Genomic DNA, 25,555 nt, shown 5'->3' with positions numbered 1-25,555 from the left:
CGCATCGAGTCAGGAGCGACGGGCGGGTTGTTCACTGGGTTCCCTTTCGATTTCTCACTACCAGCCTTGCGATCCAGCGATCTGACCGGTATGTAGATTCGTATGAAAGTTCTCCGCGCCGAGTAGAGAAGGTTCCATGGCAGCCTCCGAGGTTCACCCCGCAGATCCCACGTTGCGAGACGCGCTGCGGGTCAGTGGCGGGCGGCTCTTCACGGCTGCCCGAAGCGCCCGCTTCGACTCGAGGACGTTCGCCGGAGTGGAGTTCTACGATCCGTCGACACCGGCCTCCGCGTACATCGACCGGATCGTGCTCGGTGCCGGCGTCGCATCGAGTCACGTGACGGCGCTCATAGCCGAGCTGGCCGACGCCGGGGTAGCCGCTCTCGTGCTGCGTGCCCCCATGGACGACGATCCTCGGGACTGGACGTCGACCGACCAGCACCCCGCCCTCGCCGTGCTCCGCCACGGCGAGGGAGACTGGGCGCAGCTCGCGAACGTCCTGCGGTCGCTGCTGGGTGCTCACTCGATCGGGCAGGTCACCGGCGTGCGGCTGGGTGATCTCTTCGGTCTTGCCGACGCGGTCGCCACCCTGGCAGGCGGAGCGGTCAGCATCGTCGACTCCGCGGGCCAGGTCGTGGGGTACTCCACGCACAGCGAGCAGCCGATCGACGACGCACGACGACGCACCACTCTCCTGCTGCAGGAGGACATCTCGATCACGTCCGACTCCCGCTACCGGTCGCTGCTCCGTGTCACCGAGGCGCGGCACTTCCCCTCGAGCACCGACCTGTTCGGCCGGGTCGGGATCGCCGTCAGGGCGTCCGGAGAACTGCTCGGCTCTCTCTGGGTGATCCAGGTCGACCCGTCGCACGCCGCCCACACCCGAGATCTGCTGCAGGAGATGGAGCCGATCGTCGCCCAGCATCTGCTGCGCGCACGCGAGGACGCGGGCGACCGCGACCAGCGCACCTCCGGGCTTCTCCGAACGCTTCTCGAGGACCGTCGGCATGCCCGCGGCGCGGCCTCGCAGCTGCTTCTCCGACCCGAGGCCGGTTGCACCGTCGTGTGCCTGCGGGTGAACACCTTCGACGAGGTCGAGGCTGTGCGTGGATTGCACCGCGTTCTCCATCTGGCGATCAGCGTGTCCAGCGCCGCGTTCCCGGGTTCGCACAGCGCGATCGTCGGTTCCCAGGTCGTGACGCTCATCCCCGGCCCTCACCAGGCAGCGGCCGAGACCTTCACCCAGGCGATGGTCCGCGTCGACAACGCGTTGATCGCAGGCATCGGCAGGCGTGCGAACGACGTCAACGGCATAGCTCGCTCGTACCGCGAGGCCGGAGCCGTCGCCGGCGCGCTCATGAATTCGCCTCGCCACGACGGAGACCGTCACGTCCATGTCGCGACCTTCGACGAGATGCGCGATCGTCTCGCCATCCTGCAGGTCGGCGATCTCATCGAGGGTCTCGACGCCGCGGTCGGCGATGCGGCGAGCATCCTCGCCGCACATGACGCGGCGCAGGGCACCGATCTGACGCGCACCATGCGCGTCTACCTCGACCAGTTCGGCAGCGTCCGCGAGACGGCGAATGCACTGCACGTTCACCAGAACACCGTCCGGTACCGGCTCGATGTCGTGCGCACTGAGCTGGGGATCGATCTCGATTCGCCCGACACTCGGCTCTGGCTCTGGCTTCGCCTGTCGGCCAGCTCGCGCACATCAGACTGAGCGCTCATTCGATGGCCGCCGGCAGCAGGATGGTCACGCCGGCGCGCTTCGTCGTCGGGTCGACATATCGGGCGGCGACGAACGGCGCATCGGCCCCGGCGCGGATGACGGTCCCGTCGCGGGCGGCGGCCGGAAGCCACACCATGCGCGACCGTCCCTGACCATCGAGCAGCTCGACCCACGCATCCGGCTCGGCGCGCAGATGCAGGCAGCTCACAGCGCCGAGAGAGACCCCGGGACAGGTGTCTGGGTCGGCGGGCGCGATGGTCGGTGTCGCGAAGGTCAGCGGGCCGATGTCCTCCGCCCACTCGGTGACTCCGGTCACGGCGTCCTGCTGCCCCACACTGAGCGTCATGCCCTGGTGAGTCTCCTCGCCCGAGACGTCGAGCACGAACGCGCCGAACTCGTCGACGATCGCCTTATGCAGCACGACACCGTTCTCGTCGACGACCGTGATGATCGCGCCGGGAGTGCCGATCCCCTCCAGCAGATCCGGGATCAAGGAGTTCTGCGCGATCGACTGCGTGATGCGAAACTCCGGTGCGTCGACGGGAGGTGATGCCTCCGCGCTGCCCTCGGTCGGCCCCGTCGTCTCGGGCGCGACCGTCGACGGAACCGGAGTGCCATCGCTGCCCGGAACCAGCGGGTGGCCCTCCTCCGTGACTCGTGCCGAGCTCTCACGCGGATCGCTCTCCGTCGAATCCGACATCGACTCCGGTGCGGGCGCCGGCTCGTGCTCCGGTGCCGGCCGCGCCTCGGGCGTCGGTTCGGCCGCAGGCGGCAGGACCACAGGGTGGGGCAGCTCTTCGAGAACCGGACCGGCCTCACCCGCGATCGCCACCTCAGACGACGACGAAGTGAGTTCGGTGCGGTCGGAATCCCCGGCGGACAGAGTCAGCACGCTGCCGGTGAAGATGACAGCGCCGACGACGACGACAGCGGTGGCCGCCAGCGCCGCGAGGCCTCCGGCCGGAACCGCCGATGCTGCTCCGTGCGCGGCGGCAGGAGTGCCGGCGCCGAACGATGCCCCACCGTCCGTCCCGAACGCCCCGGCTGACCCGACCGACGGGGCCGCCCCCATGACGTGGGCCTCTGCCGTCCGATCGCCTGTGTAGATCGCCGCCGCCGCGCCGCCGAGCAGTGCCGCGGGCAGGATCGAACGCAGCCGCTGCGACACGGTGTCGATCTCCGCAGCGACGATCCGGCATCCGCCGCACGTGTTCATGTGCTCGCTGAAGCGGTCCGCGTCGCCGGCACCCATCGAGCGCTCTCGCCTGGCCACCACGCGCTCGCAGAACCACCGGCACTCCTCCGACCGGGAGGGGTCGTGGATGTGCGCCTCCAGCCAGGCTCGACGGAAGCTGTCGCGTGCCCGTGCGGCCAGGGCGGAGACCGCGTTCGAGGTCATTCCCATCAGGGGCGCGAGTTCTCTCGGCTTCATCCCCTCGACCTCGAGATACCAGAGCAGGGTCCGGTGCCTCGCCGACAGCGTGCCGAACACCGCGGCGATGCTGGACCGCTCGGCGATGCGCTCGAAGGCGTCGCCGTCCTCCGCTGACAGGTCGCGCTCTGACACCAGGTCGATCGAGAGCGCGGTCCCGTTCCGAGCCCAGCGGGCGGCGGTGTTGCGCAACGTGGCGAGAAGATAGGGCCGGAAGGCGTCGCTCGGTCCACCGCCCGCCTTCGTCACCCGGAGGATCGACGCGAACGCCTCGCTCACGAGATCGTCGGGATCCGACGACGGCGAGATCGCCCTGGCCGCACGTCGAGCCGATTCGACGTGCCTGCGCCAGAGAAGCGCGAAGTCACCGATGTCCCCGCCGCGCACGGCCTCGATGATCTGAGCATCGGATGGTTCACCCGGGATGTCGTCTTCACCATCGATGTGCGTGCCGAGATTCATGCTGCTCCGGATGGTGTCAGGACCGGCGTCTCACGGGGAGCGCCGGAGACGAACGAGGGACGAGACAGTGGGGATGCCTCGTCCCTCGGACCCTCGTAGGGGTCGATTCCGCGGGGAGAGGGTTCGGCCGGGGAGCGGTCGATCTCTGCTGTGCGGGCGTCGGCCGGGAACCCGACGCGCGGCCGATGGCCATACCTACAAGACCGATATGACCGGAAAACATGACGGGGCCCACCGGAGTTCTTCGATGAAAGGCACATCAGTCGACGCTCCCCGTCGGGCCCACGGGTGCGAGCGACAGAAAGCGCATCCTGTTCTCACCGTAGAAGCAGGTCTGCACCATGAACTCGCCCGTCATGCCGACGAGCGCCTCGACGTTCGACCACTTCGGAGTGTGCCTCTCCTCGACGACCTCGTAGACGACGTCAGAGCCCTCGATCATGACGCGCTGACCGAGATCCCACCCGAGAATCACGTCGCCTCCGCAGTTGTTGTGGGCGGCGAAGAGCGGAAGCACGTCGTCGATCCGATAGCTGACCATCTCGGTGAACGTGCCGTCGCAGTGGTCGAGCTCGACCATCCCGCCCTCACCCCCGAGCCGGATCGTCGGCAGCTCGTCGGGGGCGAAGATCTGATGGAACTGCTTCAGCACCGAGACCTTGACGTCACCGGTCACCTTGTCGACGAGGTCGGGGGCGAACACGGATGCTGAGAGGAAGGACATTCCGAGTCCGACGAGCACGATGCTCGCGAATAACAGACCGAATCGTCGCCGCGGCCGGCGACTCGGAACAGTCCCACCGGAAGCTCCTCGGTTCGAGTCGGTGCGGTCCACTGTCATGTCGACTGTCATGAGTCGGATTCAGCGGCACGATGCGTGGCTCGTCGGCCGCTGCGGTTCTTGCGCCCGCGCCGGGGCATGACGACGATGAAAGTGAGCACCGGGACCCCGACGACGAGCAGCGCCCACCACGGGAATCCTGCCGGGTTGGTCGTGTCCGCGATCGTGGTGACGGAGGATTCCTCGGTCGGAGCATCGATGCGCTCGGCGCGCACCAGAAGACGGTGGGTGTTGACGCCCGTGGGCGTGCAGGTGACGAGCGTCAGGTAGTCCTTGCCTGCGACCTGGCGCAGATCCTCGGCATCGTTCGGAAGAACGGTCTTCGTCTGGTCGACCTCGTAATAGAGGTCTCGGCCCAGGGTGCTGACGACGATGATGTCGCCCTCGACGAGTTCGTCGATGTCGTCGAAGAGGGTTGCCTGCACGAAGCCGTTGTGCCCGGTGAGCACCGAGTGGGTGCCCGAGCCGCCCACGGGGAGGGACGATCCGTAAAGGTGCCCGATCCCGCGCGATAGTGTCTCTTCGTCGGTGCCATGGAAGATCGGCAGGTCGACGTGAATGCTCGGAATGCGGATCCGTGCCATCGTGTCTGTTCCGTCAGCGCTCAGGGTGTCGAAGTATGCCGACGCGCCCTCCCCGATCGCTGTCTGCTGACCGTCAGCGCCGAGTGCATAGGGGTCACGCAGCGGTCCGGTCGGCAGGTTCTCGTTGTACTCCTCGGCCGCGGCGAGCATCTCGTCGACGGCCGCATCGGGAATCTGCTCGACGGACTGCACGTAGCCGTCGACATCGGTGTCGTGACTCCACGCGGAGAACCACGAGGCTGCGGTCGGATAGACGAGCACCACGATGCCGATGGTCGCGATGAGCATGACGATCGACTGGCTCCATCCCCACCGCGCCCTGTGCGCGGTGGCACGCGAGGAGGGTCGCGCCGGAGAATCCGGTGTGGACGCGTCGATGAGGGTCATGCTGCGCTCTCTGATCGGAGAAGGGGAAGAAGAAGGTGAAGACGAGTGGGCCGTGCGGGGGAAGGAATGTCTTCACCTCCCCCGCACGGCCGGTCTTTCGGGTTACGCCTGTGCTGCGGCCTTGCGGCGGCTGCGGATGGCGAGCAGGACCGCTCCGCCGAGCAGCATGACGCCACCGGCGAGGAACAGGGTCGTGCCGGTGCCACCGGTCAGCGGCAGGGTGAAGCCGGCGTTCGAGGGAACGTTGACGACCTCGAGGTCGACGCCCACGGCCGTGGTGGCTGCGGTGACGGTGAACTCGATCGGAGCCGCGAGCAGCTCGAATCCGTCGGGTGCGACGATCTCGGCGAGCCAGTACGACTGGTAGCCGTCTTCGCCTACGGCGACCGTGGCGTTGTCCGCCCAGTCGGAGTAGCGCAGACCCGAGATGGTCACGGTGCCGTCAGCGGCGACCGCGAACTCGGTCGAGCCGGCGAGGGCGATGGCGTTGGTGCCGTCGATCGCGTCCTGCTCGGTCGGGTACACCGAGAACACGGCGCCGGTGAGCGGTGCGCCGGCCTTGTCGGTCTTCTCGACCGTGATGTCGCCCCACTTGGTGATGACCTCGGGGGTGACTGTGGGTCCGCCGGGCTCACCGGGCAGAACCGTGTACGAACCGGCGTTCGGGTAGAGCACTGCGGTGTTGGCGATCTCGCCGACCGTGTTGACCTCGGTCGTGACGACGACCTGCACCTGCGTGGCGGGGTGAGCTGCGAGCACGGCGAGGCCCGATGCGGTGAACTCGACGGTGACCGCATTGGTCGCGGCGTCGTGCACGATCGTGTAGTCGCCCGCGGCGAGCGGGGTTCCGTCGACGAGCGTGACAGCGGCGCTGACGTAGTCGAGCTTGTCGTCGAGCGTGTCGACGATTTTGTAGCCGTCGATGACGGCGACGTTGGGGATGTCACCCGTGATGGTGAAGTCGATCTCGTCGCCGAGCTTGACGTCTTCCGAGTCCTCGACGGTCTTGGTCGCCTCGGTGAGGGCGTTCTTCGGGTAGACGTGCACGTCGTACAGCCAGGTGCTGTCATCGGCCGGGTCGGTCAGCGGCACGGTCACGAGGAACGGAGCCACACCGGTCGAGCCCGCCAGCGGTGCGGTCTCCACCACGAAGTACAGGCCCAGGTCGAGGTTCGCCAAAGCGATCTCGCCGTTCGCGTCGGTCAGCGTCTGACCGCCGACCGCGCTGGCCGTGTAGCCGGCAGCGGTGATGTCGGCGACGCTGTCGGGGTCGAGGTCGGCGAGATCGTTCGCGTCGATCCAGCCCTGGTTGCTCGTCAGATCGATCGTGTCGACCTTGTAGACCGTGAAGCCCACGCCGGGCAGCGGTGCCAGTGCGACGTTCTGCTCGGTGCCGTCGTTCGGCAGGCCGGTCGGCGTCTCAGGCGCCTCGAACTTGTGGATCGTCAGCGAACCGACAGCATCCGGGTCGACGAGGTTCGGCGTCGCAGCGCTGGCGGGTGCGGCGAGGGTCAGCGCGGCGACGCCTGCGACGAGCAGACCTGCCGCGACGCGGGATCCGCGTCCGTTGTTGGGAGTGTTCACTGTGTCTCTCTCTCGGTGTCCAGGTCGCCCTGGTGGTGTACAGATGGTGGTTGGTGAGAAGTGCAGATCAGATCTGCGGGTCATCGGCGTCGGCACGTGCACTGCGTCTGCGGACCCAGAGGGCCAGCGCGCCCGCGCCGAACACGGTCAGGGAACCGGCGAGGATGTAGGGCAGCGCGCCCGTCCCCCCGGTGGTCGGAAGGCTCATCGCCGGAACATCGCGCACCGTGATGATCTGACCTGTGGCGGTCACCGCCTCGTCGCCGCCTGCCGTGATGCTCACGGTGCGGTCGGCGTTGATGGTGAACTTCACCGGCGCTGCGAGCAGGCTGAATCCGTCGGGCGCCGTCAGCTCGCTCAGCCAGTAGGTGCCCGCCGGGATGCTGTCAATCTGGAACAGTCCCGTCTCGACGCCGTTGATCGTGAACGGAAGCGCGGTGCCCGGCTCGCCGTTCGCGTCGGCGAGCACCGCGAACGAGGAGCCATCCATGCGCACCCACGTGTTCGCGGATGCCTCGCCGACCTTCTCGATCTTCAGTGGGATCCGGAACGGCTCGATCGGCGTCTCGGTGCTGTCGTCGTTCGAGCGCACCGGGCCGCCCTTGGGGTCGGTTCCCGTGGAGTAGGCCGTGTTGATGACCTTCTTCGCGTCGACATCGGCCTGTCCGATGACATACGGTGCATTCGCGACGCAGTGCGACACCTGAGTGGGCGCGATGGTCGTGGGCGTGCAGGTCACGGTGATGTTGCGCTGCGTCAGCCGGTCGTCGACCACCGTGATGTTCGCGACCGTGACATTGCCGGTGTTGGTGACGTCGAACGTGTACATGATGTGGTCGCCGAGCCCGGTCACGCCGTCTTGGTCGACGTCGACGACCGAGGCCGTCTTGTCGAGCACGAGCGCGGGCTTCCAGACGGCCGGGATGATCTCGTCGTCGGTGTCGGTCACGGTGGGGCCGACTGCCGGGGTTCCGGTGGCGCGAGCGACGTTCGTCAGCGGTGCGTTGTCGATGTCGCCCTGCTGCACCACGTAGGTGGCCGTGCAGGTCATCTTGGCGCCGCTGGCGAGCGTGGAGCCCTGCGGCGGAACGCAGGTCAGGGCGCTCATGTCACCGACACCGGAGAACGCGTCCTCGGTGATGCGCACATTCGTCAGGTTGGTGTTGAGCGTCGTGTTGGTCGGTGCCTTGGGAGTCGTGTTGGTCGCCACGAAGGAGTAGGTGATGACGTCGCCGACCTTGGTGTACACCTTGTCGGGGTCGGTGTCGCTGGTCACGGCGACCCCGTTCACGGCGGTGATGCTTTTGACGATGTCGATCGACGGCTGGATGACCTCGAGCGAGGCGTTGGCCGGCGGGTTCAGGTTCGTCGTGATGTTGGCAGGGCCATTGATGTAGGTGCCGTTGACCGTCGAGGTGACGTCGACCGTGATCGTGCACGAGGCCTGGCCCAAGGCGAGGTCTCCGCCGGTGACCGACACCGACGTTCCGCCTGCGGGTGCCGTGACCACATAGGCGGCACCGGCGCGCTGGACGCAGGTTCCGCCGACGTTCGGCGTCGCCGCGATCTTGAGGTTGGTCGGCAGCGCGTCGGTGATGAACCAGTCGTTCTTGGCCATGAGGTCGCTCGTGTTCGTGACGGTGAGCGTCATCTTCGAGGTCGAGCCGTTCGTGATCACCGTCGGGCTGAATGCCTTGTCGAGCTGCGGGGTGACATCGACGATCTGCGGCAGGTCGAACGCGACGTCGTTTCCCGAACCCGTGGCTGTCGCGTTGTACAGCGTCAGACCGAGGTTCGCCGTGGATCCGACGGGCACCTGATAGGCCGCAGACTGCAGCTTCGCGGTCTGCGTGCCCCAGAAGGTGTTGTTCGTGCAGGGATTCAGCCCGGTGCTGAGCACGATCGGACTGCCGTTCACGAGAAGGCTGAACGTCTCCTTGGGCTGGTTCGCACCACCGGCGGCGGGGCAGTTGACCGCGGCGAAGTACGCCGACACGGCGTAGTAGTGTCCGGCGACCGCGGGGATGGTGTTGACCGTGCGGAACTGCGTGCCGGCGGCGATGACGCCGTTCGTCGCGTTGGTGTACGAGGTGAGCACCTGGTTGGTGGCGGCCTGCGTCGTCGTCTGCCCCTGCGCAGTGCCCAGTGCCGCCGCCATCTGCTGAAGCGTGGGCCAGGTCGTGGTCGGGTTGTTGAGGCAGCCGAGGTCGGTGACGGGCGCCGTCGGGGTCACGCTGCTCATGACCCATCCGTTGCACTGGTTGCCGGCGGGCGTGTACTGAGCCGAGGCGGTGTACGTCGAGTTGGCCGCGGCCGCGCCACCCGTGTAGTTCAGGATGCTGATCGGCAGGAGCGACGCGTTCTGGTTCGAGAAGTTCTCGGTGTACACGGGCGTGCCCGGCTGCGGGGTGCCAGGAGTGCCAGGCACCGTCGCCGCGGCCGTGATGCCGCTGTTGGGGGCGAGAGTCGCGCCGGCGACGAGCACGCCGGCGATGGCGAGCACGCCGAGCAGCCGCGTCATCGCCCGTCGGCGAGGCGCGACTCCGGAGCGTGATGACCGCTCCGCCGTGCGGTGGTGCGAGCGAATGCTCATGAATGTCCCAATCCCGGCGCGCCGATCCCGTCCGCCACGTGTGGCGAAGCGGGAGAGGCGAGTGCCTTTTCCCCGAAAAGTCGTGTGTGTCCCCAGTGCGATACAGGAAGCAGCAGCTGCCCGTCATATACCCAGACCTCGATGCGGACTTTTTATGACGGGCCGTGAAAAAACTTTTTCAAGGGTCTCCGCGGGCCTGCCCTAAGCTCGCAGCATGTTCAGCGCCGAGACCCTTGCGACCTTCGTCGTGGCCGCGTTCGTGATGGTCGTGATCCCCGGGCCGACGGTGCTCTTCACGATCGGCAGAGCGATGGCCCTGGGGCGGCTCGGCGGATTCCTCAGCATCCTGGGCACGGCGCTCGGGTCGATCGTGCTCGTCGTCGGCGTCGCGCTGGGCGTGGGCACGGTGGTGGCGCAGTCGATCGTGCTCTTCACGATCGTGAAGGTGCTCGGCGCCGGCTACCTGGTGTTCCTCGGCATCCAGGCGATCAGGCATCGCAAGGACTCCGCAGCCACGATGACCGGGCCGGTGGCGAGGCGATCAGGCGTGCGGCTGCTCGCCGAGGGTTTCGTCGTCGGCGTCACCAACCCCAAGTCGATCGCCTTCTTCCTGGCGATCCTCCCGCAGTTCGTCGACCTGCACGCGGGGTCGGTGCCGATGCAGCTGTTCGTGCTCGGCGCGATCGTCGTCGCGATCGGTGTCGCCTGCGATGCGATCTGGGTGCTGCTCGCCAGCGGCGCCCGTGAGTGGTTCGGTCGATCTCCTCGCCGCATCGAGGCCATGGGCGCCACCGGAGGTGGGCTCATGATCGGCCTCGGCGCGTTCCTGCTGCTGTGGAGCGAGAAGCCCGCTAACGGCTGAGGCGCAGCGTCACATCCGTGCGAAGCGCGCGCGGACCATCGAGAAGATGCCGTAGATCGCGAGTCCGACCCCGACGAGCCAGAGGATCGCGCGGCCCTGGGGCAGGTCGATCAGACTCCGCAGGGCTCCATCCAGGCCCGCAGCCTTCTCGGGGTCCTGCGTCCACGCCGCGACGACGAACAGCAAGCCGGTCACGGTGATCGCGATGCCCTTGGCGATGTAGCCCGCGATGCCGAGGGCGATGATCCCGGGCCGCGACGGCCCCTCCGGAACATCCATCGTCTTCTCGAAGCCCCGGGTGAAGCCGATGACGATGAACCCGACACCCACACCCGCCACGGTGAGCCCGACGATGATGAGCAGCACGATCCCGCCGGGAGCACCGAGGATCACCGCGCTGAGGGCGCGCAGCGTCGTCTCGGACTCGACATGCCCTCCGAAGGCGAAGATCAGCGCAAGGCCGGCGATCACGAGGTACGCGCCCGCGATGCCGATGAGCTTGATCCTCATCCCCCACTTGCGGGGCTCCTTGCCGCGGGCGAGGAGCCCGCTGGCGATCTGCCACACGGCAAGGGCGACCAGCGCCACCGCGACCAGCCCGAGAACCAGCCCGCCGACGGGGGTCGAGCGGATCTGCTCCATCGCTCCGTCCTGGTCGGCGTCGCCGCCGCCGCCTGTGGCGATGGAGACGGCGATCGCCCCGATGATGATGTGCACGAGACCGACCACGACGAAACCTGCCCGCGCCACCCGTCGGAAGGCATCGGATCGCTGCGCGGTGCGCGCGGCACCCTTCGCTGAGGTCATCCGAGCAGGATATCCCCCGCCACGAAGAACACCGGAGGGGTTGCGCGGAGCGCACTCGACACTCGTCAGCCGGTGCGCTCCACGGGCTGGCGCAGGATCGTCCGGAGCTTAGACGGATCGACGCGCCTGACATCGCTGAGGTAGACCTCGTGGTGCAGCCCCGTCATGGCCAGACCGTTCTCGGGGATGAACCGGTGGTGCAGCTCGTCGAGCACCGGGGCCTCATCGTCGTATGAGCCGACGTGAAGGGTCTGCACGCACAGTCCCTCGTCGAGGGTCTCGAGCCGCACGGACCGCAGCGCGGGAGATGCCTGCTTCTTCCTCGCGAGCTTCTCCTCGACCGTGTCGACCGCGCGATCGAACATCTCGCGGGTGACGTGCTCCGGCACCATGATCATGAGCGTCCATTCCCACGCCGACTTGTCACGGCGCGATGTGAACGACTCCATGTCGGGTGCGTGCCACTGCCCCTCGAGAGGCATCACGACCGTGTCGATCCCGAGCTGGTCCCTGCTCGCGAACTTGAGAGTGTAGGCGACGGGGAAGAGGGCGGACACCGCATCCTGATACGCCTGGGCACTGTTCGGGTCGCCCGCGCCGTCGACCATCAGGTACTGCATCGGGGGCACCTCGAGGATGCGGAACTCACCGCGCTTCGCCCGATAGGCGTCGAGGGTCTTCTTGGGATCGAGCGCCATCGCGGGTCCTCTCACGGCGGCATCGGCATCCGACCGTCGCCACAGTGTCGCACGGGCCGCAGACATCGGGTGGGCGGCACGACAGTCCGTGCCGCCCACCCGAGTCGCGTCACGCCGGCTCGACTGCCAGCCAGAGCTCGCACGACGCGTGCGAGCCGGTGAACTCGAGGTACCGCACGATCGACGGACCAGGGCGCAGCCGCCAGGGGTTCGACGGGAACCACTCGGTCGCCGTGGCCGCCCAGAGGGTCTGCAGGGTCTCAGGGAACGGACCTGACGCGGAGAAGACCGCCCACGCGCCCGCCTCGACCCGGATGACGTCGAGGTCGTCGGGAACCACGGTGGATGCAGACACGGAGACGCCATGCAGATAGGTGAGCTCAGTCCCCTCCGGCGCGTCCGGTGCGACATCACCGGTGACGGCGAGGATTCCGCCGGGTTCCGCGTCGCTCATCGCCTTCAGCCTGAGATGCTCTTCGGGTGCGATCGAGGCGATGTGCGCCTGGATGTGCGGATTCGCGCCCTCGTGGATGAGCGGCACTTGCGCGGCGTGGCCGACGAGCACGAGCTCGGGGGTGGTGGTGATGGTGACGTCCATCTGGGTGCTCCCTTCGACGCTCAGGCGGAACCGGAGCGTGGGTTGTGTGCGGAGAGGACCCCCGTCGCGGCGCGCGTCGACCGGACTGATCCCGTGCACGGCGCGGAACGCGCGGGCGAACGCCTCGTTCGAGCCGTAGCCGTGTCTCACCGCGACATCGAGCACGTTCGGGGCGCCGGCGGCGAGTTCTGCTCCGGCGAGCGTCATCCGGCGGCGGCGGACATACTCCGACAGCGGCATCCCGGCCAGAGCCGAGAATATCCGCCGCAGGTGGTACTCCGTCGTCCCGTGGACACGAGCGAACCCGGCGACGTCAATCTCGTCTGCGGCGTCGGCCTCGACGAGATCGACCAGTGCGTTGAGCGTTCCGATCATGAGGTCCTCCTTTCCTCACCATCGTGCGATCCGAGGGTGTGCCGCGACCCGACTTTCCGCGTCGGATCCGATCAGTCGCCTCGCGAGATCAGCTGCGCTCCCCCGGATCCGCGAGCAGGTCGGCGAGGGCCAGTTCGGCCGCACCGATCAGCAGCCTGTCGGCGCCGAGAGCGGCAGGACGGATCTCGAGCGCCTCCGCGCTCTCCGGCATCGCCAGCGCACGCACGTCGTCCGCGATCTGCGTGGCCCTCAGGTCGGCGATCGTCGCGAGGAACCCTCCGAGCACGACGAGAGCGGGGTTGAGCACGTTGACGGCGTTGGCCAGCGCCCCCGCGAGCACACGCGCCTGACGCGTGATCTCATCAGCCACCACCGCCGATCCGGACTCCGAGAGCTCGGCGTCGAGCAGCTCGTCATCGGCCGCATCGAGGCCCACCGCGTCGAGCAGCAGACGGCGACTCACCTCGGCCTCGAGCACGCCATCGGCGGTGCGGCGATCCGCGTCTGCAGAGATCCGCGGCCTGTTCTGGCCGAACTCACCCGCGTATCCGCCCGCGCCGGCGACCGGCTTGCCATTGACGATCAGGCCGCCACCGATGCCCGACGCACCTCCGTTCATGTAGACGACGTCGTCGATCCCTCGGCCTGCGCCGTAGCGGTGCTCGGCGATGGCCCCGAGCGTCGCATCATTGTCGACGAAGGCGGCAGACGACGTGGCCGCGGAGACGAGGTCGGCGAGCGGCACGTCGGTCCAGCCCAGATGGGGCGCGTTGCGCACGACCCCGTCGGAGGCGCGCACGAGACCGGGCACGGCGACGCCGATGGCCGCGATCCGCGCATCGGCGAGCGGCCCCTCGCGCCATGCGGCGATGCGCTCGGCGATCGTCGCCACGACGACTCCGGGTGTCGGCACCGTCTCGTTCGGCAGTCGTTCGCGCACGAGGATGCTGCGGTCGAGGCCGACCGCAGCGATCTCGATCGCATCGACCTCCGGGTTCACCGCGATGGCGACGACGCGAGCCGAGGCCGTCACGACCGGCGAGGGTCGACCCACACGACCGGCGACGTCCGGGACCCGCTCGTCGACGAGCCCCCGTCTGACGAGCTCTGCGACGAGGTCGGCGATCGTCGAGCGGTTGAGCCCCGTCTGCTCCGTGAGAGCGGCTCTCGACTGGGCGCCGTTCTCGTGCACGAGCCGCAGGATGAGGGAGAGATTGTGGGGGCGGGTGCCCAGCGCGGGGCTCGACTGCGACGGCATCCCTTCACTGTAGGGGGTGGACGCGCCCCCTGTCATGAGATATGTTGTCAAGCACAACTTATTCGATGACCTGCACAGGAGCAGCCATGAGCACCCCCACCCGCGATGACAAGTTCTCCTTCGGCCTGTGGACCGTCGGCTACAACGGCGCAGACCCCTTCGGCGGCCCCACCCGGCCCGCGCTCGACGTGGTGCACGCCGTCGAGAAGCTCGCCGAGCTCGGCGCCTACGGTCTGACCTTCCACGACGACGACCTGTTCGCCTTCGGATCGACCGACGCCGAGCGCCAGACGCAGATCGACCGACTCAAGGGCGCTCTCGACGACACGGGCCTCGTCGTGCCGATGGTCACCACCAACCTGTTCAGCGCACCCATCTTCAAGGACGGCGGCTTCACGTCGAACGACCGCGATGTGCGCCGGTACGCCCTGCGCAAGGTGTTCCGCCAGCTCGACCTCGGCGCGGAGCTCGGCGCCAAGACGTTCGTCATGTGGGGTGGGCGCGAGGGTGCCGAGTACGACTCCGCGAAGGACATCCGCCAGGCACTCGAGCGCTACCGCGAGGCCGTGAACCTGCTCGGCGACTACGTCACCGACAAGGGCTACGACATCCGGTTCGCGATCGAGCCGAAGCCCAACGAGCCGCGCGGCGACATCCTGCTGCCGACCCTCGGACACGCGATCGCCTTCATCGATTCGCTCGAGCGCCCCGAGCTCGTCGGCGTGAACCCCGAGGTGGGTCACGAGCAGATGGCCGGACTCAACTTCACCGCCGGCATCGCGCAGGCGCTCTTCCACGGCAAGCTCTTCCACATCGATCTCAACGGTCAGCGCGGCATCAAGTACGACCAGGACCTCGTCTTCGGTCACGGCGACCTGCACAACGCCTTCTCGCTCGTCGACCTGCTCGAGAACGGCGGCCCCGGCGGAGTGCCCGCCTACGACGGCCCCCGCCACTTCGACTACAAGCCGAGCCGCACCGAAGACGAGAAGGGCGTCTGGGACTCGGCGGCCGCGAACATGCGCACCTACCTGCTCCTGAAGGAGCGCGCTGCGGCGTTCCGCGCCGACCCCGAAGTGCAGGAGGCACTCGCGGCGGCTCGCGTCGACGAGCTCTCGACGCCGACCCTCAACCCCGGAGAGAGCTACGACGACTTCCTCGCCGACCGCTCGGCATACGAGGACTTCGACGCGAACTCCTACTTCGGCGGCAAGGGCTTCGGCTTCGTCCGACTGCAGCAGCTCGCGACCGAGCACCTGCTCGGCGCTCGCTGATCGACATGCCGCTGGTTCTCGGGGTCGACTCGTCGACCCAGTCCTGCAAGGCCGTCGTCGTCGACACGGCGACCGGAGCGGTCGTCCGCGCCGGTCGCGCGACGCACCCTGACGGGACGTCGGTCGACCCCGAGGCCTGGTGGCGTGCCCTGAACGGCGCGATCACGGAGGCCGGCTCTCTCGACGAGATCGAGGCCTGGTCGATCGGCGGGCAGCAGCACGGCCTGGTGGCGCTCGACGAATCCGGCCGTGTCATCCGCGATGCACTGCTGTGGAACGACACGCGCTCCGCAGGCGCGGCGACGGAACTGATCGCCGAGTACGGAGCAACCGAGCTGGCCGCGCGCACCGGGCTCGTTCCCGTGGCCTCGTTCACGATCACGAAGCTGCGCTGGCTGCGCGATCACGAGCCCGAGAACGCGGCACGGGTGGCCGCGGTCGCTCTTCCGCACGACTGGCTGACGTGGCGCCTGCGTGGCTTCGGCCCCGAGAACCCGGTGCTCGACGAGCTCGTGACCGATCGGTCGGATGCGTCGGGCACCGGCTACTGGAATCCGTCGACGGGCGAGTACGACCGTGAGCTGCTGGTCGCCGCTCTGGGGCACGATGCGATCCTGCCCCGGGTGCTCGCACACGACGAGTGGACGACGGATGCCGATGGTCGGCGCGTCGGCGCCGGAGCCGGAGACAACGCCGCTGCCGCACTCGGACTCGGCGCCGTGCCCGGGGATGCGGTCGTGTCGATCGGCACATCCGGCACGGTGTGTGCGATCAGCACCACCCCGCTGAGCGACGCGACCGGAACTGTGGCAGGGTTCGCCGATGCCTCGGGCAACTTCCTCCCTCTCGTCGCCACGCTCAACGCGGCCCGGGTCGTCGACGTGACGGCAGCACTGCTCGGTGTGACGCACGACGAGTTCAGCGATCTCGCTCTGCAGGCCACGCCGGGCGCGGACGGACTCACGCTGCTCCCCTACTTCGAGGGCGAGCGCACACCCAACCTGCCGGATGCCACGGCATCCCTCTCGGGCATGACACTGGCATCCACGACGAGGCAGAACCTGGCACGCGCTGCGGTCGAGGGGATGCTGCGCGGACTGGGCGCGGGCCTCGACGCGCTGCGCGACCTCGGCATCCCTCTCGAGCGCGCCCTGCTGATCGGCGGCGGCGCGCAGTCGGAGGCCGTGCGCCGCGTCGCGCCGGAGATCCTCGGTCTCCCTGTCGAGGTGCCGGAACCCGGTGAGTACGTGGCGCTCGGCGCTGCGCGCCAGGCTGCTCTGATCGTCGACTGATCCTGCGCACCTGCCCTTGGGAGGACAGCCCCTCGGGAGGCGATCTGCGCTTCGGGAGGAGCCGTGCACGGCATCCGTCCTCCCGAGGCGCAGTCCTCCTCCCGAACCGGTGGCGACTGCGTCGGACGCGCCCTGCTAACCACGCGCGAGGCAGCGGATGCCGAAGGCGGATGCCGAAGGCGGATGCGGTCAGCCGGCGAGCACCCGAGCGTCGCGCTGGGCGATGATGCTCAGCTCGGCCGCGGCGAAGGCGTGCTGCTGCGTCATCGCATGCTCGGTGCGGTCGAGGCAGTCGCGGATCAGCCGGCCGAAGAACGGGAACCCCGTCTTGCCCGTCGCATCGAACCGGAACTGCCCGTCCTGATTGACGAGCAGCACTTGACCGCCGCCGTTGTCGGTCGTGATGTCGGTGTACTTGCGCAGCTCGATGTACCCGTCGGTGCCGAGCAGCACGGTGCGCCCATCGCCGAAGACGTCCAGTCCTGCCGGGGTGAACCAGTCCACGCGCACATAGCCGGTCGTGCCGTTGTCGAGCACCACGTGTGCATCGCCGAAGTCCTGCAGCCCTGGGGTCTCGCGATGCGCGTAGTTGGCGACCGTCGAGCTGACCACCTCTCCGTCCGTCGCACCGGTGTAGTAGAGCATCTGCTCGAAGTTGTGGCTGCCGATGTCGCAGATGATCCCGCCGTACTGCTCGGGGTCGTAGAACCAGTCGGGGCGCCCGGTGCCGATGCGATGAGGGCCGAACGACGCGACCTGGAGCACGGTTCCGATCGCTCCCTGATCGATCAGCTGGCCGGCGAGGATCGCCGCCTCGGAGTGCACCCGCTCGCCGTAGTAGACGGCGAACTTCTGCCCGGTGCGCTCGACGGCCTCGCGGGCCGCGGCGAGGTCGTCCATCGTCGTGATCGCGGGCTTGTCGGCGAAGAAGTCCTTGCCGGCGTCGAGGACGCGGACACCGAGCCGAGCCCGCTGATTGGCGATCGACGCGCTCGCGACGAGTCGCACGTGCGGGTCGTCGAGCACCTCCTGCTCGCTGGCGGCCGCCCGCGCCTGCGGGAACCGCACGACGAAGTCGGCGAGCTTCGCGGGGTCGGCGTCGTAGACGAGCGACAGCGTGGCGCCAGCCTCGAGAAGCTGCTCGACCATGCCGAAGATGTGGCCGTGGTCGAGCCCCACGGCGGCGAACACGAACTCACCGGGGCCGACGACCGGCTCCGGCAGAGGATCGAAGGTGTAGGTGCGGGTCATCGCAGGGTCTCCTCATCGTTCACGCCACCATCGTTCACGCTATAGGTGCGCAGGCGTCCGCACATGCCGAATGCGCGCTCTCCCACCGAGGGTGCGGCCCGGTGCACGCGGGCGTCGGCCAGATGCGCCACAGAGCCCGATGCCACGGCTTCGGCGAGCGCGAGCGAGTGCTCCGCCTGCGCCAGTGGGCGCTCCCGCACCAGGTCGGGCCATGTCTGGGCGCGGTCGCGCACGAGCGCTGCAGCGGCGGCGTGGAAGGCGGTGAGAGCGGTGCGGTCGCCGGCGGCGACGGCGTCCCGCAGCGTCTCGAACCCCGTCACCGCGAGGTCGCGTCGTCGTCCGGCTCGTGCCGCGCGTTCGCCGTCGTCGTCCCCGAGCGACACCGCTTCGGCATACGCGTCAGGATCGCCGACGACGTCGGACGGAAAGGTCAGCACCGCATCGCCCGCCTCGGGGAGCCCGGCGTTGCTCATCAGCACGACGACTCGCAGGTCACCGCGGTTCACGGCGCGGTGGATCGTTCCGGGGGTGAACCACACGACCGACCCGGCAGACAGCGGAGTCTCCCGAAAGCCGTCGGCGTCGATCGTCTGCAGGGCGCCCTCACCCGAGATCACGACGTAGGCCTCCGTCGAGACGAGGTGCATGTGGGGGCTGCCTCCGCAGATGCCGTCGGGCGCGGCATCTGCATACACGTCGAGATGAGACAGCGATGTGCCACCCGGGAACGAGGATGCGGTCATGATGCCGCCTCGACCAGCGACGAGGTCTTCTCGAAGAAGTGCGGAGCGTGTGCCACGAGCTGCCCGGCTCGGTAATACGGGTCGGACGCCGCGATCGGCAGTGAGACGAACTGGCGTTCGAACCCCGCCTTGTAGATCGCAGTGACGACCTCTACCGCATTGCGGCCGTCCTGTCCCCCGGCGATCGGTGGGCGGCTGTCGCGGATCGCGCCGATCAGATCGCCGATCTGCCCTTCGTGGCCGAGGTGCACGAGCGGTGTGCGGCCGGCGACGAGCGCCTCGATGCGCGCCACGACGTCGGGAGCTCCCCCGTCTTCGGGGAATCCGTCGCGCCGGGACTGCTCTGCGACGACGGAGAACGGCTGCGACACCCGCGCATGCGCACCCTGGATCACGATCGCCTGCTCCTCGCCGTGGTGCACCACCGAACTGGTCAGCTGGGCGAGGCCGCGGTCGTATCGGAAGATCGCGACCGAGAGATCCTCGACCTCGGCGTTGTCGTGCTGCGCGTTGGCGAGCATGGCGGTGATCTCGGTCGGAGTCCCCAGCAGCCACAGCAGCAGGTCGATGTGGTGGATGGCGTGGTTCAGCGTGCATCCGCCACCCTCTTTCTCCCACGTACCGCGCCACCAGAGGTCGTAGTAGGGCAGCCCTCGCCACCAGGCCGAGTCGACGCGCACGTGCGAGATAGAGCCGACCAGACCGGAGTCGACGACGTCTTTCAACGCCGCGAGGTCGTCACGGAACCGGTTCTGCGCGACGACCGACAGCACTCTGCCCGAGCGCTCCTGCGCCGCGAGCATCGCATCGCACTCTTCGAGCGAGGGGGCCATCGGCTTCTCGACGAGCACGTGGATCCCCGCGTCGAGGGCGGCGATCGCCAGCGCGGCGTGTGTCGAGGGAGGGGTCGCGATGCTCACGATGTCGAGGCCCGCGTGGGCGATCATCTCGAGCGGATCGTCGAACGTCGCCGCATCGGCGAGTCCGAAGGCCTCGGCCTTCTGCGCCGCCCTGCCCGGGATCACGTCGGCGAGCGCGACCACCTCGCAGTCGCCCGCGAAAGCGAGGTATCCGCTGATATGCGCGTCGGCGATCCCTCCCGTGCCGATGATGCCGATCCTGAGCATTCGCTGCCTCCTCGATGAGGTGTTACTACGTATTACTAAGACGTAGTAGATACTATCGAGAGGCACACCCGTCACGTCAAGCCCGGAAAGGACGGATGCCGTGGACAAGAGGCCGACGAGCCATGACGTCGCACACCTCGCCGGGGTGTCGCAGTCGACCGTGTCCTTCGTCTTCACCGGGCGCGCCGGAATCTCGGAGGCCACCCGAGACCGGGTGCTGCGAGCGGCATCCGAGCTGAACTACCGGCCGAACCTCGCGGCCCGCTCCATGCGCACGCACCGCACCGGGCGACTCGCGGTCGTCGTGCCGATCGCCACCATGAACCCGCTCACCCTGCTGTCGGGTGCGATCTCCGCCGCCCGCGAGGAGGGCTACGTCGTCGAGGTCGTGAGCCTGCCCCAGGACCCGACGGCCCGCGACGAGCGCCTCTCCGAGCTCGTCGACTCCGGTCAGTACGAGGGGGTGCTCGCGTTCACCCCGCTCCCCTTCACTGACACGAACGGGGGCGGCGGGCCCGTCGTGCTGTCGGTGGGCGAGTTCGACGACGCCATGCACATGACCGGCGAGTTCACCGATTCCCGTCCGATCGCCGAGATGATCGAGCGACTCGCCGCGCAGGGCCACAGGAGATTCGTGCACCTGGCCGGCCCCGACGACTTCCCGTCGGCGCGAGCCCGCCGCGCCGCCTATCTCGACACGATCGCCCGACTCGGACTCGAGTCACTGGGGGTGTTCGGCGACGAGTGGAGCGGCAGCGCCGGTGAGGCCGCCGTCGACGCGCTGCCGGCGGATGCACCGCCCCTGGCCGTGATCGCGGCGAACGACGTCATCGCGACGGGCGCCATCCGCGCGGCGACCAGGCGCGGTTGGACGCTGCCCGACGACGTCGCCGTCACCGGGTGGGACGACCACCCCCAGAGCGCGTTCCTCGTGCCCTCGCTGACGAGCGTCTCACAGGACCGCGAGAGACTGGGGGCCTACTCGATGCATCGCCTCATCGCCGCCGTGCGCGGTGGAGAGCCGCCGACGAAACCCGACGGTCTGCTCACCGTGATCTGGCGCGAGTCGACCGAATCCCCCCGCTGACCGCCGCGAACCGGAGACGCACATGAAGATCCTGATCCCGAACACCATCGCGCTGCCGCTGACAGCAGACGTCGAGACCGTCGTCTACGACATCGACGCGGACGTCCCCGATGAGCACCGCGACGCCGAGGTGCTGGTGGTCTGGCACAACTCCTCGTCGTGGCTGCAGCACGCAGCTCGCGTGCTCCCCCGGCTGCAGCTCGTGCAGGCTCTGGCCTCGGGAGCCGACGCGGTGCTGAACGCCGGGTTCGCGGCGGACGTGCGCATCTGCTCGGGTCGCTCGCTGCACGACGGTCCGGTCGCCGAGCACGCCCTGGCGCTGATCCTGAGCGCGGTGCGCCGACTCGACCGCCTGCGCGACGCCCAGCGCGAGCACCGCTGGGACGACGAGTTCATCGACGAGCAGAGTGCTGTCGAGACCCGGGCGCTGCACACGCTCTCCGGTGCTCGGGTGACCATCTGGGGCTTCGGATCGATCGCTTCGACGCTCGCTCCGTCGCTCACCGCACTCGGGGCCGAGGTGCAGGGCATCGCCCGCACCGCCGGCGAGCGGTCGGGCTTCGACGTGCACGCGGATGCCGATGCGACCGATGTGCTGGCAGACACCGACGTGCTGGTGTCGATCCTGCCCGCCACCGACGAGACCGCCGATCTGTTCGACGCCGAGGTGTTCGCCGCGCTCAAGCCCGGTGCCGTGTTCGTGAACGTGGGTCGGGGTGCCACCGTCGACGAGGGCGCCTTGATCGCGGCACTCGAGTCAGGGCAGCTGCGCGCCGCAGCGATCGACGTCGCGAAGTCGGAGCCGCTCCCGGCATCCGATCCGCTCTGGGACGCGCCGAACCTGCTCATCACCCCGCACGTCGCCGGCAACCGCCCCGTGGGGGCCGCCCGACTCGTCGACGACAACGTCAGCCGACTGCTCGCCGACGACGAACTCGTGAACCAGGTGCGCCCATAGGGTCTGGACACCTCGCCGGGAGCGGCGCATGCTGAACGCATGACCGCCTTTCAGACAGCACACGCGTTCAGCGGATTCAGCGTCGACGACATCGACGCAGCCCGCTCCTTCTACGGCGACACCCTCGGCATGGATGTCACCACCAACGCCATGGGGTTCCTCGACATCAGCCTGCCCGACGGCGGGTCGATCCTCGTCTACGCCAAGCCGAACCATGAGCCCGCGAGCTTCACGATCCTCAACTTCCCGGTGGACGACGTCGAGGCCGCCGTCGATGAGCTCAACGGCCGAGGGGTCGTGACGAAGATCTACGACGACTCGGAGTTCGACACCGACGACAAGGGCATCCTCCGGGGCGGCCCGGACCGCGGGCCCGACATCGCCTGGTTCAAAGACCCGGCAGGCAACGTGCTCGCCGTGCTCGCCGCCGGCTGATCCTGCGTCAGGCGAGCAAGCCGTCGAACAGGGCGTTCACGGCGGGGTCGACGCGCTGCAGGTCAGGATGCGCGTCGTGCCACTCGATGATCTCTCGCGCCGCCGTGTGCAGAGGAATGACGGGGGTGAAGTCGGGCACGACTCGGCGGATCTTCGTGTTGTCGAAGACCACCGAGTGCGCCATGTCGCCCGAGAGCTGACCGGCGCGATCCGGTGCAGCATCCTCGATCGCCGCGCTTGTGGCATAGCGGATCTTCGGCTCGGCACCGGCCGCACGCCCGAGGATCGAGTAGATCTCGTTCCACGTGTAGACGAAGTCGCTGGTGATCTGGAAGGTGTCGCCGTAGGCGAACGGATTGCCGAGCAGCCCGGCGAACCCGACGGCGAAATCGCTCGAGTGGGTGAGGGTCCACAGCGACGTGCCATCGCCGTGCACGATGATCTCCTCACCGCGGCGGATGCGATCGATCGCTGTCCATCCGCCGAAGGCCGGGATCGTCCACTTGTCGTAGGTGTGCGAGGGACGCAGCACCGTGACCGGGAACCCGCGATCGCGATAGGCGGCGGTGAGCAGGTCTTCGCACGCGATCTTGTCTCGCGAGTACTGCCAGTGCGGGTTGCGCAGCGGGGTCGACTCGGTGATCGGCAGGCGGGCGACGGGCTTCTGATATGCGGATGCCGAGCTGATGAAGACGTACTGCCCCGTGCGACCCTCGAAGCGGTCGATGTCGCGCTGCACCTGGTCAGGCGTGAACGCGATCATGTCAGCGACTACGTCGAACTCGCGCCCGGCGAGAGCGGCATCGACCGCGGCAGCATCCGTGATGTCGGCCGTCAGCACCTCGATGCCCTCCGCGGGCTCCCGGCGCGACTGCCCGCGGTTCAGCAGCGTCACCTCCATGCCTCGGGATGCGGCGAGCGCACTCGCCGCCGAGGAGATGATTCCGGTTCCACCGATGAACAACACCTTCGTCGCAGCCATGCATCGACTCTATCGACGGGTCGGTCAGCGGGCTCCGAATCGCCGGGGTCGAAGCGCCCTCATCTCGAGAAGGCGACCGCGGACTAGACGAGGTGCTCGAAGAGGCCGCGAACGGCTGTCTCGACGGCATCCGGGTCACCTGCGCGCACCGCGTGCGCGACGGCGTCGGCCGCGACGGACCGCACCTGCGTCACACCGTCACCGCGGGTGACCCCGGAGAACTGCAGGGCGCACTGGGCCAGGATCGTGGCCTCGACGAGATGGATCGCCTGGCGAGGATGCTCGATGAGGTCGGTCACGGCAGTGAGGAACCCGATGACTGCCGCGTGGCGGCTGGTGTCCCCGACGGCGCCGCCGATCTCTTCGGCATGGGCCGCGAGTTCTGAGCGCACTCGCTCGGCGGTCGTCGGCAGCGCCTTCCGGAGCGCAGTGCCGGCGAGCACCCCGGCATAGCTGAGGGCGGCGCAGGAATCGGACGCGGTGAAATCGGCGACCTTGGTGTAGCGAGCGGGAGTGACCTCGACCAATCCGATGTCGCGGAGCCGGATGATGGCTTCGCGGATCGGATTCAGCGACATGTGCAGCTCCTGAGCGAAGCGTGCGGTGTCGAGCCGGTCACCGGACACGTACTCACCCCGGAGAATCGCCGCGAGGATGTGCTGGAAGGCGAGTTCGGGCAGCGGAACGGGGCTGCGATGACTCCATTGGTGCGTTCGCAGCTCGACGTGGGCGATGGTCATCTGAGGCTCCTCGGGATCCGTTGCGGACGCCCCCGTTCGCAGGGGCGTCCACTAACCAGACCCGCTGGCGCACGGAATATTACGCGACGGCGTCAGAAAGGTCCGAGAAGCCCCGCCTGACAGCGCGTCCGGGGCAGCACGCCACCACGGAATCCCGATCGCGGCGCCGTTCAGACCACGCTGGTGCCGGGCGCTGCGGCGAACTCCTCGAGAGCAGCGATGACGTCATCCGACAGCTCGACCTGGCTCGCAGCCACGGCGTCGTCGATCTGGCCGGTGCGCGAGGCTCCGATGATCGCGGTCGTCACCACGGGGTCGCGCAGCACCCATGCGATGGCGAGCTGCGGGATCGACAGACCAGCCTCCTTCGCGACGCGGTCGATGCCGCGGATGCGCTCGAGGTAGCTGTCGGTGAGGGCCGATCCGTCGAGGAAGTGACTGTTGGCCGCGCGCGAGTCGGCGGGGACGTCGCCGTCGATGTACTTGCCGGTGAGCAGGCCCTGCGCGAGCGGCGAGAAGACCGCGCTGCCGACCTTCAGCCCGCGCAGCGCCGGGAACAGCTCGGCCTCGGGGGTGCGGTCGAACAGCGAGTACCGGGGCTGGTGCAGCAGCAGCCTCACCCCCTGGTCTGCGAGCAGCTCATAGGCCTGACGGGCGAGCTCCGCCGGGTAGTTCGAGATGCCGACGTAGAGCGCCTTTCCGCTGCGCACGATGTCGACGAGCGCCGTGACCGTCTCCTCGAGCGGCGTCTCGGGGTCGGGTCGGTGCGAATAGAACACGTCGACGTAGTCGGTGTTCATACGCTGGAGACTCTGCTCGAGCGAGCGCGTGAGGTACTTGCGCGAGCCGCCGTCGCCGAACGGACCCGGCCACATGTCGTAGCCGGCCTTGGTCGTGACGAACAGCTCGTCGCGATAGCGTGCCAGGCCGCTGTCGAGCACTGCCCCGAACGTCGACTCGGCCGACCCGTAGGGCGGACCGTAGTTGTTGGCGAGGTCGATGTGCACGACCCCGCGGTCCAACGCGTGCAGTACGATCTCGCGCTGGCTGTCGAACGTGCGATCGCGTCCGAAGTTCTGCCAGAGGCCCAGCGAGACCTTGGGCAGCTGGATGCCGCTCGCGCCCGCGCGCTGGAAAGGCACGTCGGTGTAGCGGGTGGTGGCAGCCTCGTAGGCGTGCGTCAGGCGGGGGTCATCAGCGGCGATGGGCATGAACGATGCTCCTATGCAGGCAGGGGAAGGTCTCAAGGATAGCGTTTTCTGGCGGCTGACCGAGGGCACGCGATGCGGTCGTCGTGGCCACCAGAGACACACCTTCGTGGGACTCGGCTGATCGGCTCGCCTTCCCGATCGACCGACCGCTGTCAAGGACACCCACGAAGTCGGACGGGCGCGGTAGCGTGGCGCAGAGACGGCGATCGCCGCATTCAACCCCCGCTCTTCGCGGGAGA

Annotated in this window: 22 protein-coding genes; 7 read left to right on the top strand and 15 right to left on the bottom strand. The window is 68.4% G+C overall.

Annotated features, from left to right (window positions below):
* Positions 1 to 136: 136 nt before the first annotated feature.
* A complete protein-coding gene (locus ASF87_RS09330; protein WP_056375615.1) occupies positions 137 to 1,726 on the top strand; it encodes a PucR family transcriptional regulator in 1,590 nt (529 codons plus the stop codon).
* A 4-nt stretch (positions 1,727 to 1,730) separates the two neighbouring features.
* On the opposite strand, the gene ASF87_RS09325 is transcribed toward ASF87_RS09330, so the two are convergent.
* The 5 genes from ASF87_RS09325 to ASF87_RS09305 all read right to left on the bottom strand — a co-directional run bounded on the left by ASF87_RS09325 (position 1,731) and on the right by ASF87_RS09305 (position 9,618).
* Positions 1,731 to 3,629 (bottom strand): sigma-70 family RNA polymerase sigma factor, encoded by a 1,899-nt coding sequence (locus ASF87_RS09325; RefSeq protein ID WP_056375614.1) that lies wholly within the window; start codon positions 3,627 to 3,629, stop codon positions 1,731 to 1,733.
* Between the two features lie 259 nt (positions 3,630 to 3,888).
* Entirely contained in the window at positions 3,889 to 4,353 is a 465-nt protein-coding gene (locus ASF87_RS09320; RefSeq protein WP_157550039.1) for a hypothetical protein, read from the bottom strand.
* 125 nt (positions 4,354 to 4,478) lie between these two features.
* Positions 4,479 to 5,441, bottom strand: coding sequence for a class C sortase (locus ASF87_RS09315; RefSeq protein ID WP_082508815.1), 963 nt, complete (start codon positions 5,439 to 5,441; stop codon positions 4,479 to 4,481).
* Between the two features lie 102 nt (positions 5,442 to 5,543).
* The gene (locus tag ASF87_RS09310; protein ID WP_056375612.1) at positions 5,544 to 7,025 is read right to left on the bottom strand and encodes a SpaH/EbpB family LPXTG-anchored major pilin; all 1,482 of its coding nucleotides are present in this window, start codon (positions 7,023 to 7,025) and stop codon (positions 5,544 to 5,546) included.
* A 67-nt stretch (positions 7,026 to 7,092) separates the two neighbouring features.
* Positions 7,093 to 9,618: a DUF7507 domain-containing protein gene (locus tag ASF87_RS09305; protein WP_082508813.1), complete on the bottom strand. Its 2,526-nt coding sequence runs from the start codon at positions 9,616 to 9,618 to the stop codon at positions 7,093 to 7,095.
* Between the two features lie 214 nt (positions 9,619 to 9,832).
* Here ASF87_RS09305 and ASF87_RS09300 point away from each other — a divergent pair, with 214 nt between their 5' ends.
* Positions 9,833 to 10,480, top strand: coding sequence for a LysE family translocator (locus tag ASF87_RS09300; RefSeq protein ID WP_056375610.1), 648 nt, complete (start codon positions 9,833 to 9,835; stop codon positions 10,478 to 10,480).
* Between the two features lie 9 nt (positions 10,481 to 10,489).
* Here ASF87_RS09300 and ASF87_RS09295 read toward each other — a convergent pair whose 3' ends face one another.
* From ASF87_RS09295 to ASF87_RS09280, 4 genes are all read right to left on the bottom strand, one after another.
* Positions 10,490 to 11,287: a DUF1206 domain-containing protein gene (locus ASF87_RS09295; protein ID WP_056375609.1), complete on the bottom strand. Its 798-nt coding sequence runs from the start codon at positions 11,285 to 11,287 to the stop codon at positions 10,490 to 10,492.
* Positions 11,288 to 11,352: 65 nt separating this feature from the next.
* Positions 11,353 to 11,985, bottom strand: a complete 633-nt coding sequence (locus tag ASF87_RS09290) for a GyrI-like domain-containing protein (protein WP_056375608.1) — start codon at positions 11,983 to 11,985, stop codon at positions 11,353 to 11,355.
* 109 nt (positions 11,986 to 12,094) lie between these two features.
* Positions 12,095 to 12,958, bottom strand: coding sequence for an AraC family transcriptional regulator (locus tag ASF87_RS09285; RefSeq protein ID WP_056375607.1), 864 nt, complete (start codon positions 12,956 to 12,958; stop codon positions 12,095 to 12,097).
* 88 nt (positions 12,959 to 13,046) lie between these two features.
* Positions 13,047 to 14,216 (bottom strand): ROK family transcriptional regulator, encoded by a 1,170-nt coding sequence (locus ASF87_RS09280; RefSeq protein WP_056375606.1) that lies wholly within the window; start codon positions 14,214 to 14,216, stop codon positions 13,047 to 13,049.
* An 86-nt stretch (positions 14,217 to 14,302) separates the two neighbouring features.
* Between ASF87_RS09280 and xylA the strand changes: the two genes are divergently transcribed.
* Both xylA and xylB read left to right on the top strand, forming a co-directional pair.
* Positions 14,303 to 15,490 carry a xylose isomerase gene (gene xylA, locus ASF87_RS09275; RefSeq protein WP_042537080.1) on the top strand — a complete coding sequence of 396 codons (1,188 nt, stop codon included), beginning with the start codon at positions 14,303 to 14,305 and terminating at the stop codon, positions 15,488 to 15,490.
* 5 nt (positions 15,491 to 15,495) lie between these two features.
* Positions 15,496 to 16,782, top strand: coding sequence for a xylulokinase (xylB, locus tag ASF87_RS09270; RefSeq protein WP_056375605.1), 1,287 nt, complete (start codon positions 15,496 to 15,498; stop codon positions 16,780 to 16,782).
* A gap of 189 nt (positions 16,783 to 16,971) precedes the next feature.
* Here the strand turns inward: xylB and ASF87_RS09265 are convergent, their stop codons facing one another.
* The 3 genes from ASF87_RS09265 to ASF87_RS09255 are packed head-to-tail and all read right to left on the bottom strand — an operon-like array spanning position 16,972 to position 19,903.
* Positions 16,972 to 18,033, bottom strand: coding sequence for a Gfo/Idh/MocA family protein (locus tag ASF87_RS09265; protein WP_056375604.1), 1,062 nt, complete (start codon positions 18,031 to 18,033; stop codon positions 16,972 to 16,974).
* Positions 18,030 to 18,776 (bottom strand): cupin domain-containing protein, encoded by a 747-nt coding sequence (locus ASF87_RS09260; protein ID WP_056375603.1) that lies wholly within the window; start codon positions 18,774 to 18,776, stop codon positions 18,030 to 18,032. The genes ASF87_RS09265 and ASF87_RS09260 overlap by 4 nt, the downstream gene beginning before the upstream one ends.
* Positions 18,773 to 19,903, bottom strand: coding sequence for a Gfo/Idh/MocA family protein (locus tag ASF87_RS09255; protein WP_056375602.1), 1,131 nt, complete (start codon positions 19,901 to 19,903; stop codon positions 18,773 to 18,775). The genes ASF87_RS09260 and ASF87_RS09255 overlap by 4 nt, the downstream gene beginning before the upstream one ends.
* Before the next feature lie 100 nt (positions 19,904 to 20,003).
* Here ASF87_RS09255 and ASF87_RS09250 point away from each other — a divergent pair, with 100 nt between their 5' ends.
* The 3 genes from ASF87_RS09250 to ASF87_RS09240 are packed head-to-tail and all read left to right on the top strand — an operon-like array spanning position 20,004 to position 22,383.
* Entirely contained in the window at positions 20,004 to 20,990 is a 987-nt protein-coding gene (locus ASF87_RS09250; RefSeq protein ID WP_056375601.1) for a LacI family DNA-binding transcriptional regulator, read from the top strand.
* A gap of 22 nt (positions 20,991 to 21,012) precedes the next feature.
* The gene (locus ASF87_RS09245; RefSeq protein ID WP_056375600.1) at positions 21,013 to 21,948 is read left to right on the top strand and encodes an NAD(P)-dependent oxidoreductase; all 936 of its coding nucleotides are present in this window, start codon (positions 21,013 to 21,015) and stop codon (positions 21,946 to 21,948) included.
* Positions 21,949 to 21,987: 39 nt separating this feature from the next.
* A complete protein-coding gene (locus tag ASF87_RS09240) occupies positions 21,988 to 22,383 on the top strand; it encodes a VOC family protein (RefSeq protein WP_056375599.1) in 396 nt (131 codons plus the stop codon).
* A 7-nt stretch (positions 22,384 to 22,390) separates the two neighbouring features.
* Here the strand turns inward: ASF87_RS09240 and ASF87_RS09235 are convergent, their stop codons facing one another.
* The 3 genes from ASF87_RS09235 to ASF87_RS09225 form a co-directional block, all read right to left on the bottom strand.
* Positions 22,391 to 23,365, bottom strand: a complete 975-nt coding sequence (locus ASF87_RS09235) for an NAD-dependent epimerase/dehydratase family protein (protein ID WP_056375598.1) — start codon at positions 23,363 to 23,365, stop codon at positions 22,391 to 22,393.
* An 83-nt stretch (positions 23,366 to 23,448) separates the two neighbouring features.
* A complete protein-coding gene (locus ASF87_RS09230) occupies positions 23,449 to 24,105 on the bottom strand; it encodes a GntR family transcriptional regulator (protein WP_056375597.1) in 657 nt (218 codons plus the stop codon).
* Positions 24,106 to 24,275: 170 nt separating this feature from the next.
* The gene (locus ASF87_RS09225; RefSeq protein ID WP_056375596.1) at positions 24,276 to 25,316 is read right to left on the bottom strand and encodes an aldo/keto reductase; all 1,041 of its coding nucleotides are present in this window, start codon (positions 25,314 to 25,316) and stop codon (positions 24,276 to 24,278) included.
* Positions 25,317 to 25,555: the final 239 nt, after the last annotated feature.

It is taken from the genome of Microbacterium sp. Leaf161, from assembly GCF_001423645.1.
In the GTDB taxonomy this organism is placed as follows: domain Bacteria; phylum Actinomycetota; class Actinomycetes; order Actinomycetales; family Microbacteriaceae; genus Microbacterium; species Microbacterium forte.
This window is presented reverse-complemented; position numbering and strand designations above follow the sequence as displayed.

Bases quoted from the DNA above. Each gene is read 5' to 3' on its own strand.
- xylA (WP_042537080.1), top strand. From the start codon at position 14,303: ATGAGCACCCCCACCCGCGATGACAAGTTCTCCTTCGGCCTGTGGACC.
- ASF87_RS09260 (WP_056375603.1), bottom strand. From the start codon at position 18,776: ATGACCGCATCCTCGTTCCCGGGTGGCACATCGCTGTCTCATCTCGAC.
- ASF87_RS09330 (WP_056375615.1), top strand. From the start codon at position 137: ATGGCAGCCTCCGAGGTTCACCCCGCAGATCCCACGTTGCGAGACGCG.
- ASF87_RS09245 (WP_056375600.1), top strand. From the start codon at position 21,013: ATGAAGATCCTGATCCCGAACACCATCGCGCTGCCGCTGACAGCAGAC.
- ASF87_RS09265 (WP_056375604.1), bottom strand. From the start codon at position 18,033: ATGACCCGCACCTACACCTTCGATCCTCTGCCGGAGCCGGTCGTCGGC.
- ASF87_RS09235 (WP_056375598.1), bottom strand. From the start codon at position 23,365: ATGGCTGCGACGAAGGTGTTGTTCATCGGTGGAACCGGAATCATCTCC.
- ASF87_RS09300 (WP_056375610.1), top strand. From the start codon at position 9,833: ATGTTCAGCGCCGAGACCCTTGCGACCTTCGTCGTGGCCGCGTTCGTG.
- ASF87_RS09285 (WP_056375607.1), bottom strand. From the start codon at position 12,958: ATGATCGGAACGCTCAACGCACTGGTCGATCTCGTCGAGGCCGACGCC.
- ASF87_RS09315 (WP_082508815.1), bottom strand. From the start codon at position 5,441: ATGACCCTCATCGACGCGTCCACACCGGATTCTCCGGCGCGACCCTCC.
- ASF87_RS09230 (WP_056375597.1), bottom strand. From the start codon at position 24,105: ATGACCATCGCCCACGTCGAGCTGCGAACGCACCAATGGAGTCATCGC.
- ASF87_RS09280 (WP_056375606.1), bottom strand. From the start codon at position 14,216: ATGCCGTCGCAGTCGAGCCCCGCGCTGGGCACCCGCCCCCACAATCTC.
- ASF87_RS09295 (WP_056375609.1), bottom strand. From the start codon at position 11,287: ATGACCTCAGCGAAGGGTGCCGCGCGCACCGCGCAGCGATCCGATGCC.
- ASF87_RS09290 (WP_056375608.1), bottom strand. From the start codon at position 11,985: ATGGCGCTCGATCCCAAGAAGACCCTCGACGCCTATCGGGCGAAGCGC.
- ASF87_RS09225 (WP_056375596.1), bottom strand. From the start codon at position 25,316: ATGCCCATCGCCGCTGATGACCCCCGCCTGACGCACGCCTACGAGGCT.
- ASF87_RS09305 (WP_082508813.1), bottom strand. From the start codon at position 9,618: ATGAGCATTCGCTCGCACCACCGCACGGCGGAGCGGTCATCACGCTCC.
- ASF87_RS09320 (WP_157550039.1), bottom strand. From the start codon at position 4,353: ATGTCCTTCCTCTCAGCATCCGTGTTCGCCCCCGACCTCGTCGACAAG.
- ASF87_RS09240 (WP_056375599.1), top strand. From the start codon at position 21,988: ATGACCGCCTTTCAGACAGCACACGCGTTCAGCGGATTCAGCGTCGAC.
- xylB (WP_056375605.1), top strand. From the start codon at position 15,496: ATGCCGCTGGTTCTCGGGGTCGACTCGTCGACCCAGTCCTGCAAGGCC.
- ASF87_RS09255 (WP_056375602.1), bottom strand. From the start codon at position 19,903: ATGCTCAGGATCGGCATCATCGGCACGGGAGGGATCGCCGACGCGCAT.
- ASF87_RS09325 (WP_056375614.1), bottom strand. From the start codon at position 3,629: ATGAATCTCGGCACGCACATCGATGGTGAAGACGACATCCCGGGTGAA.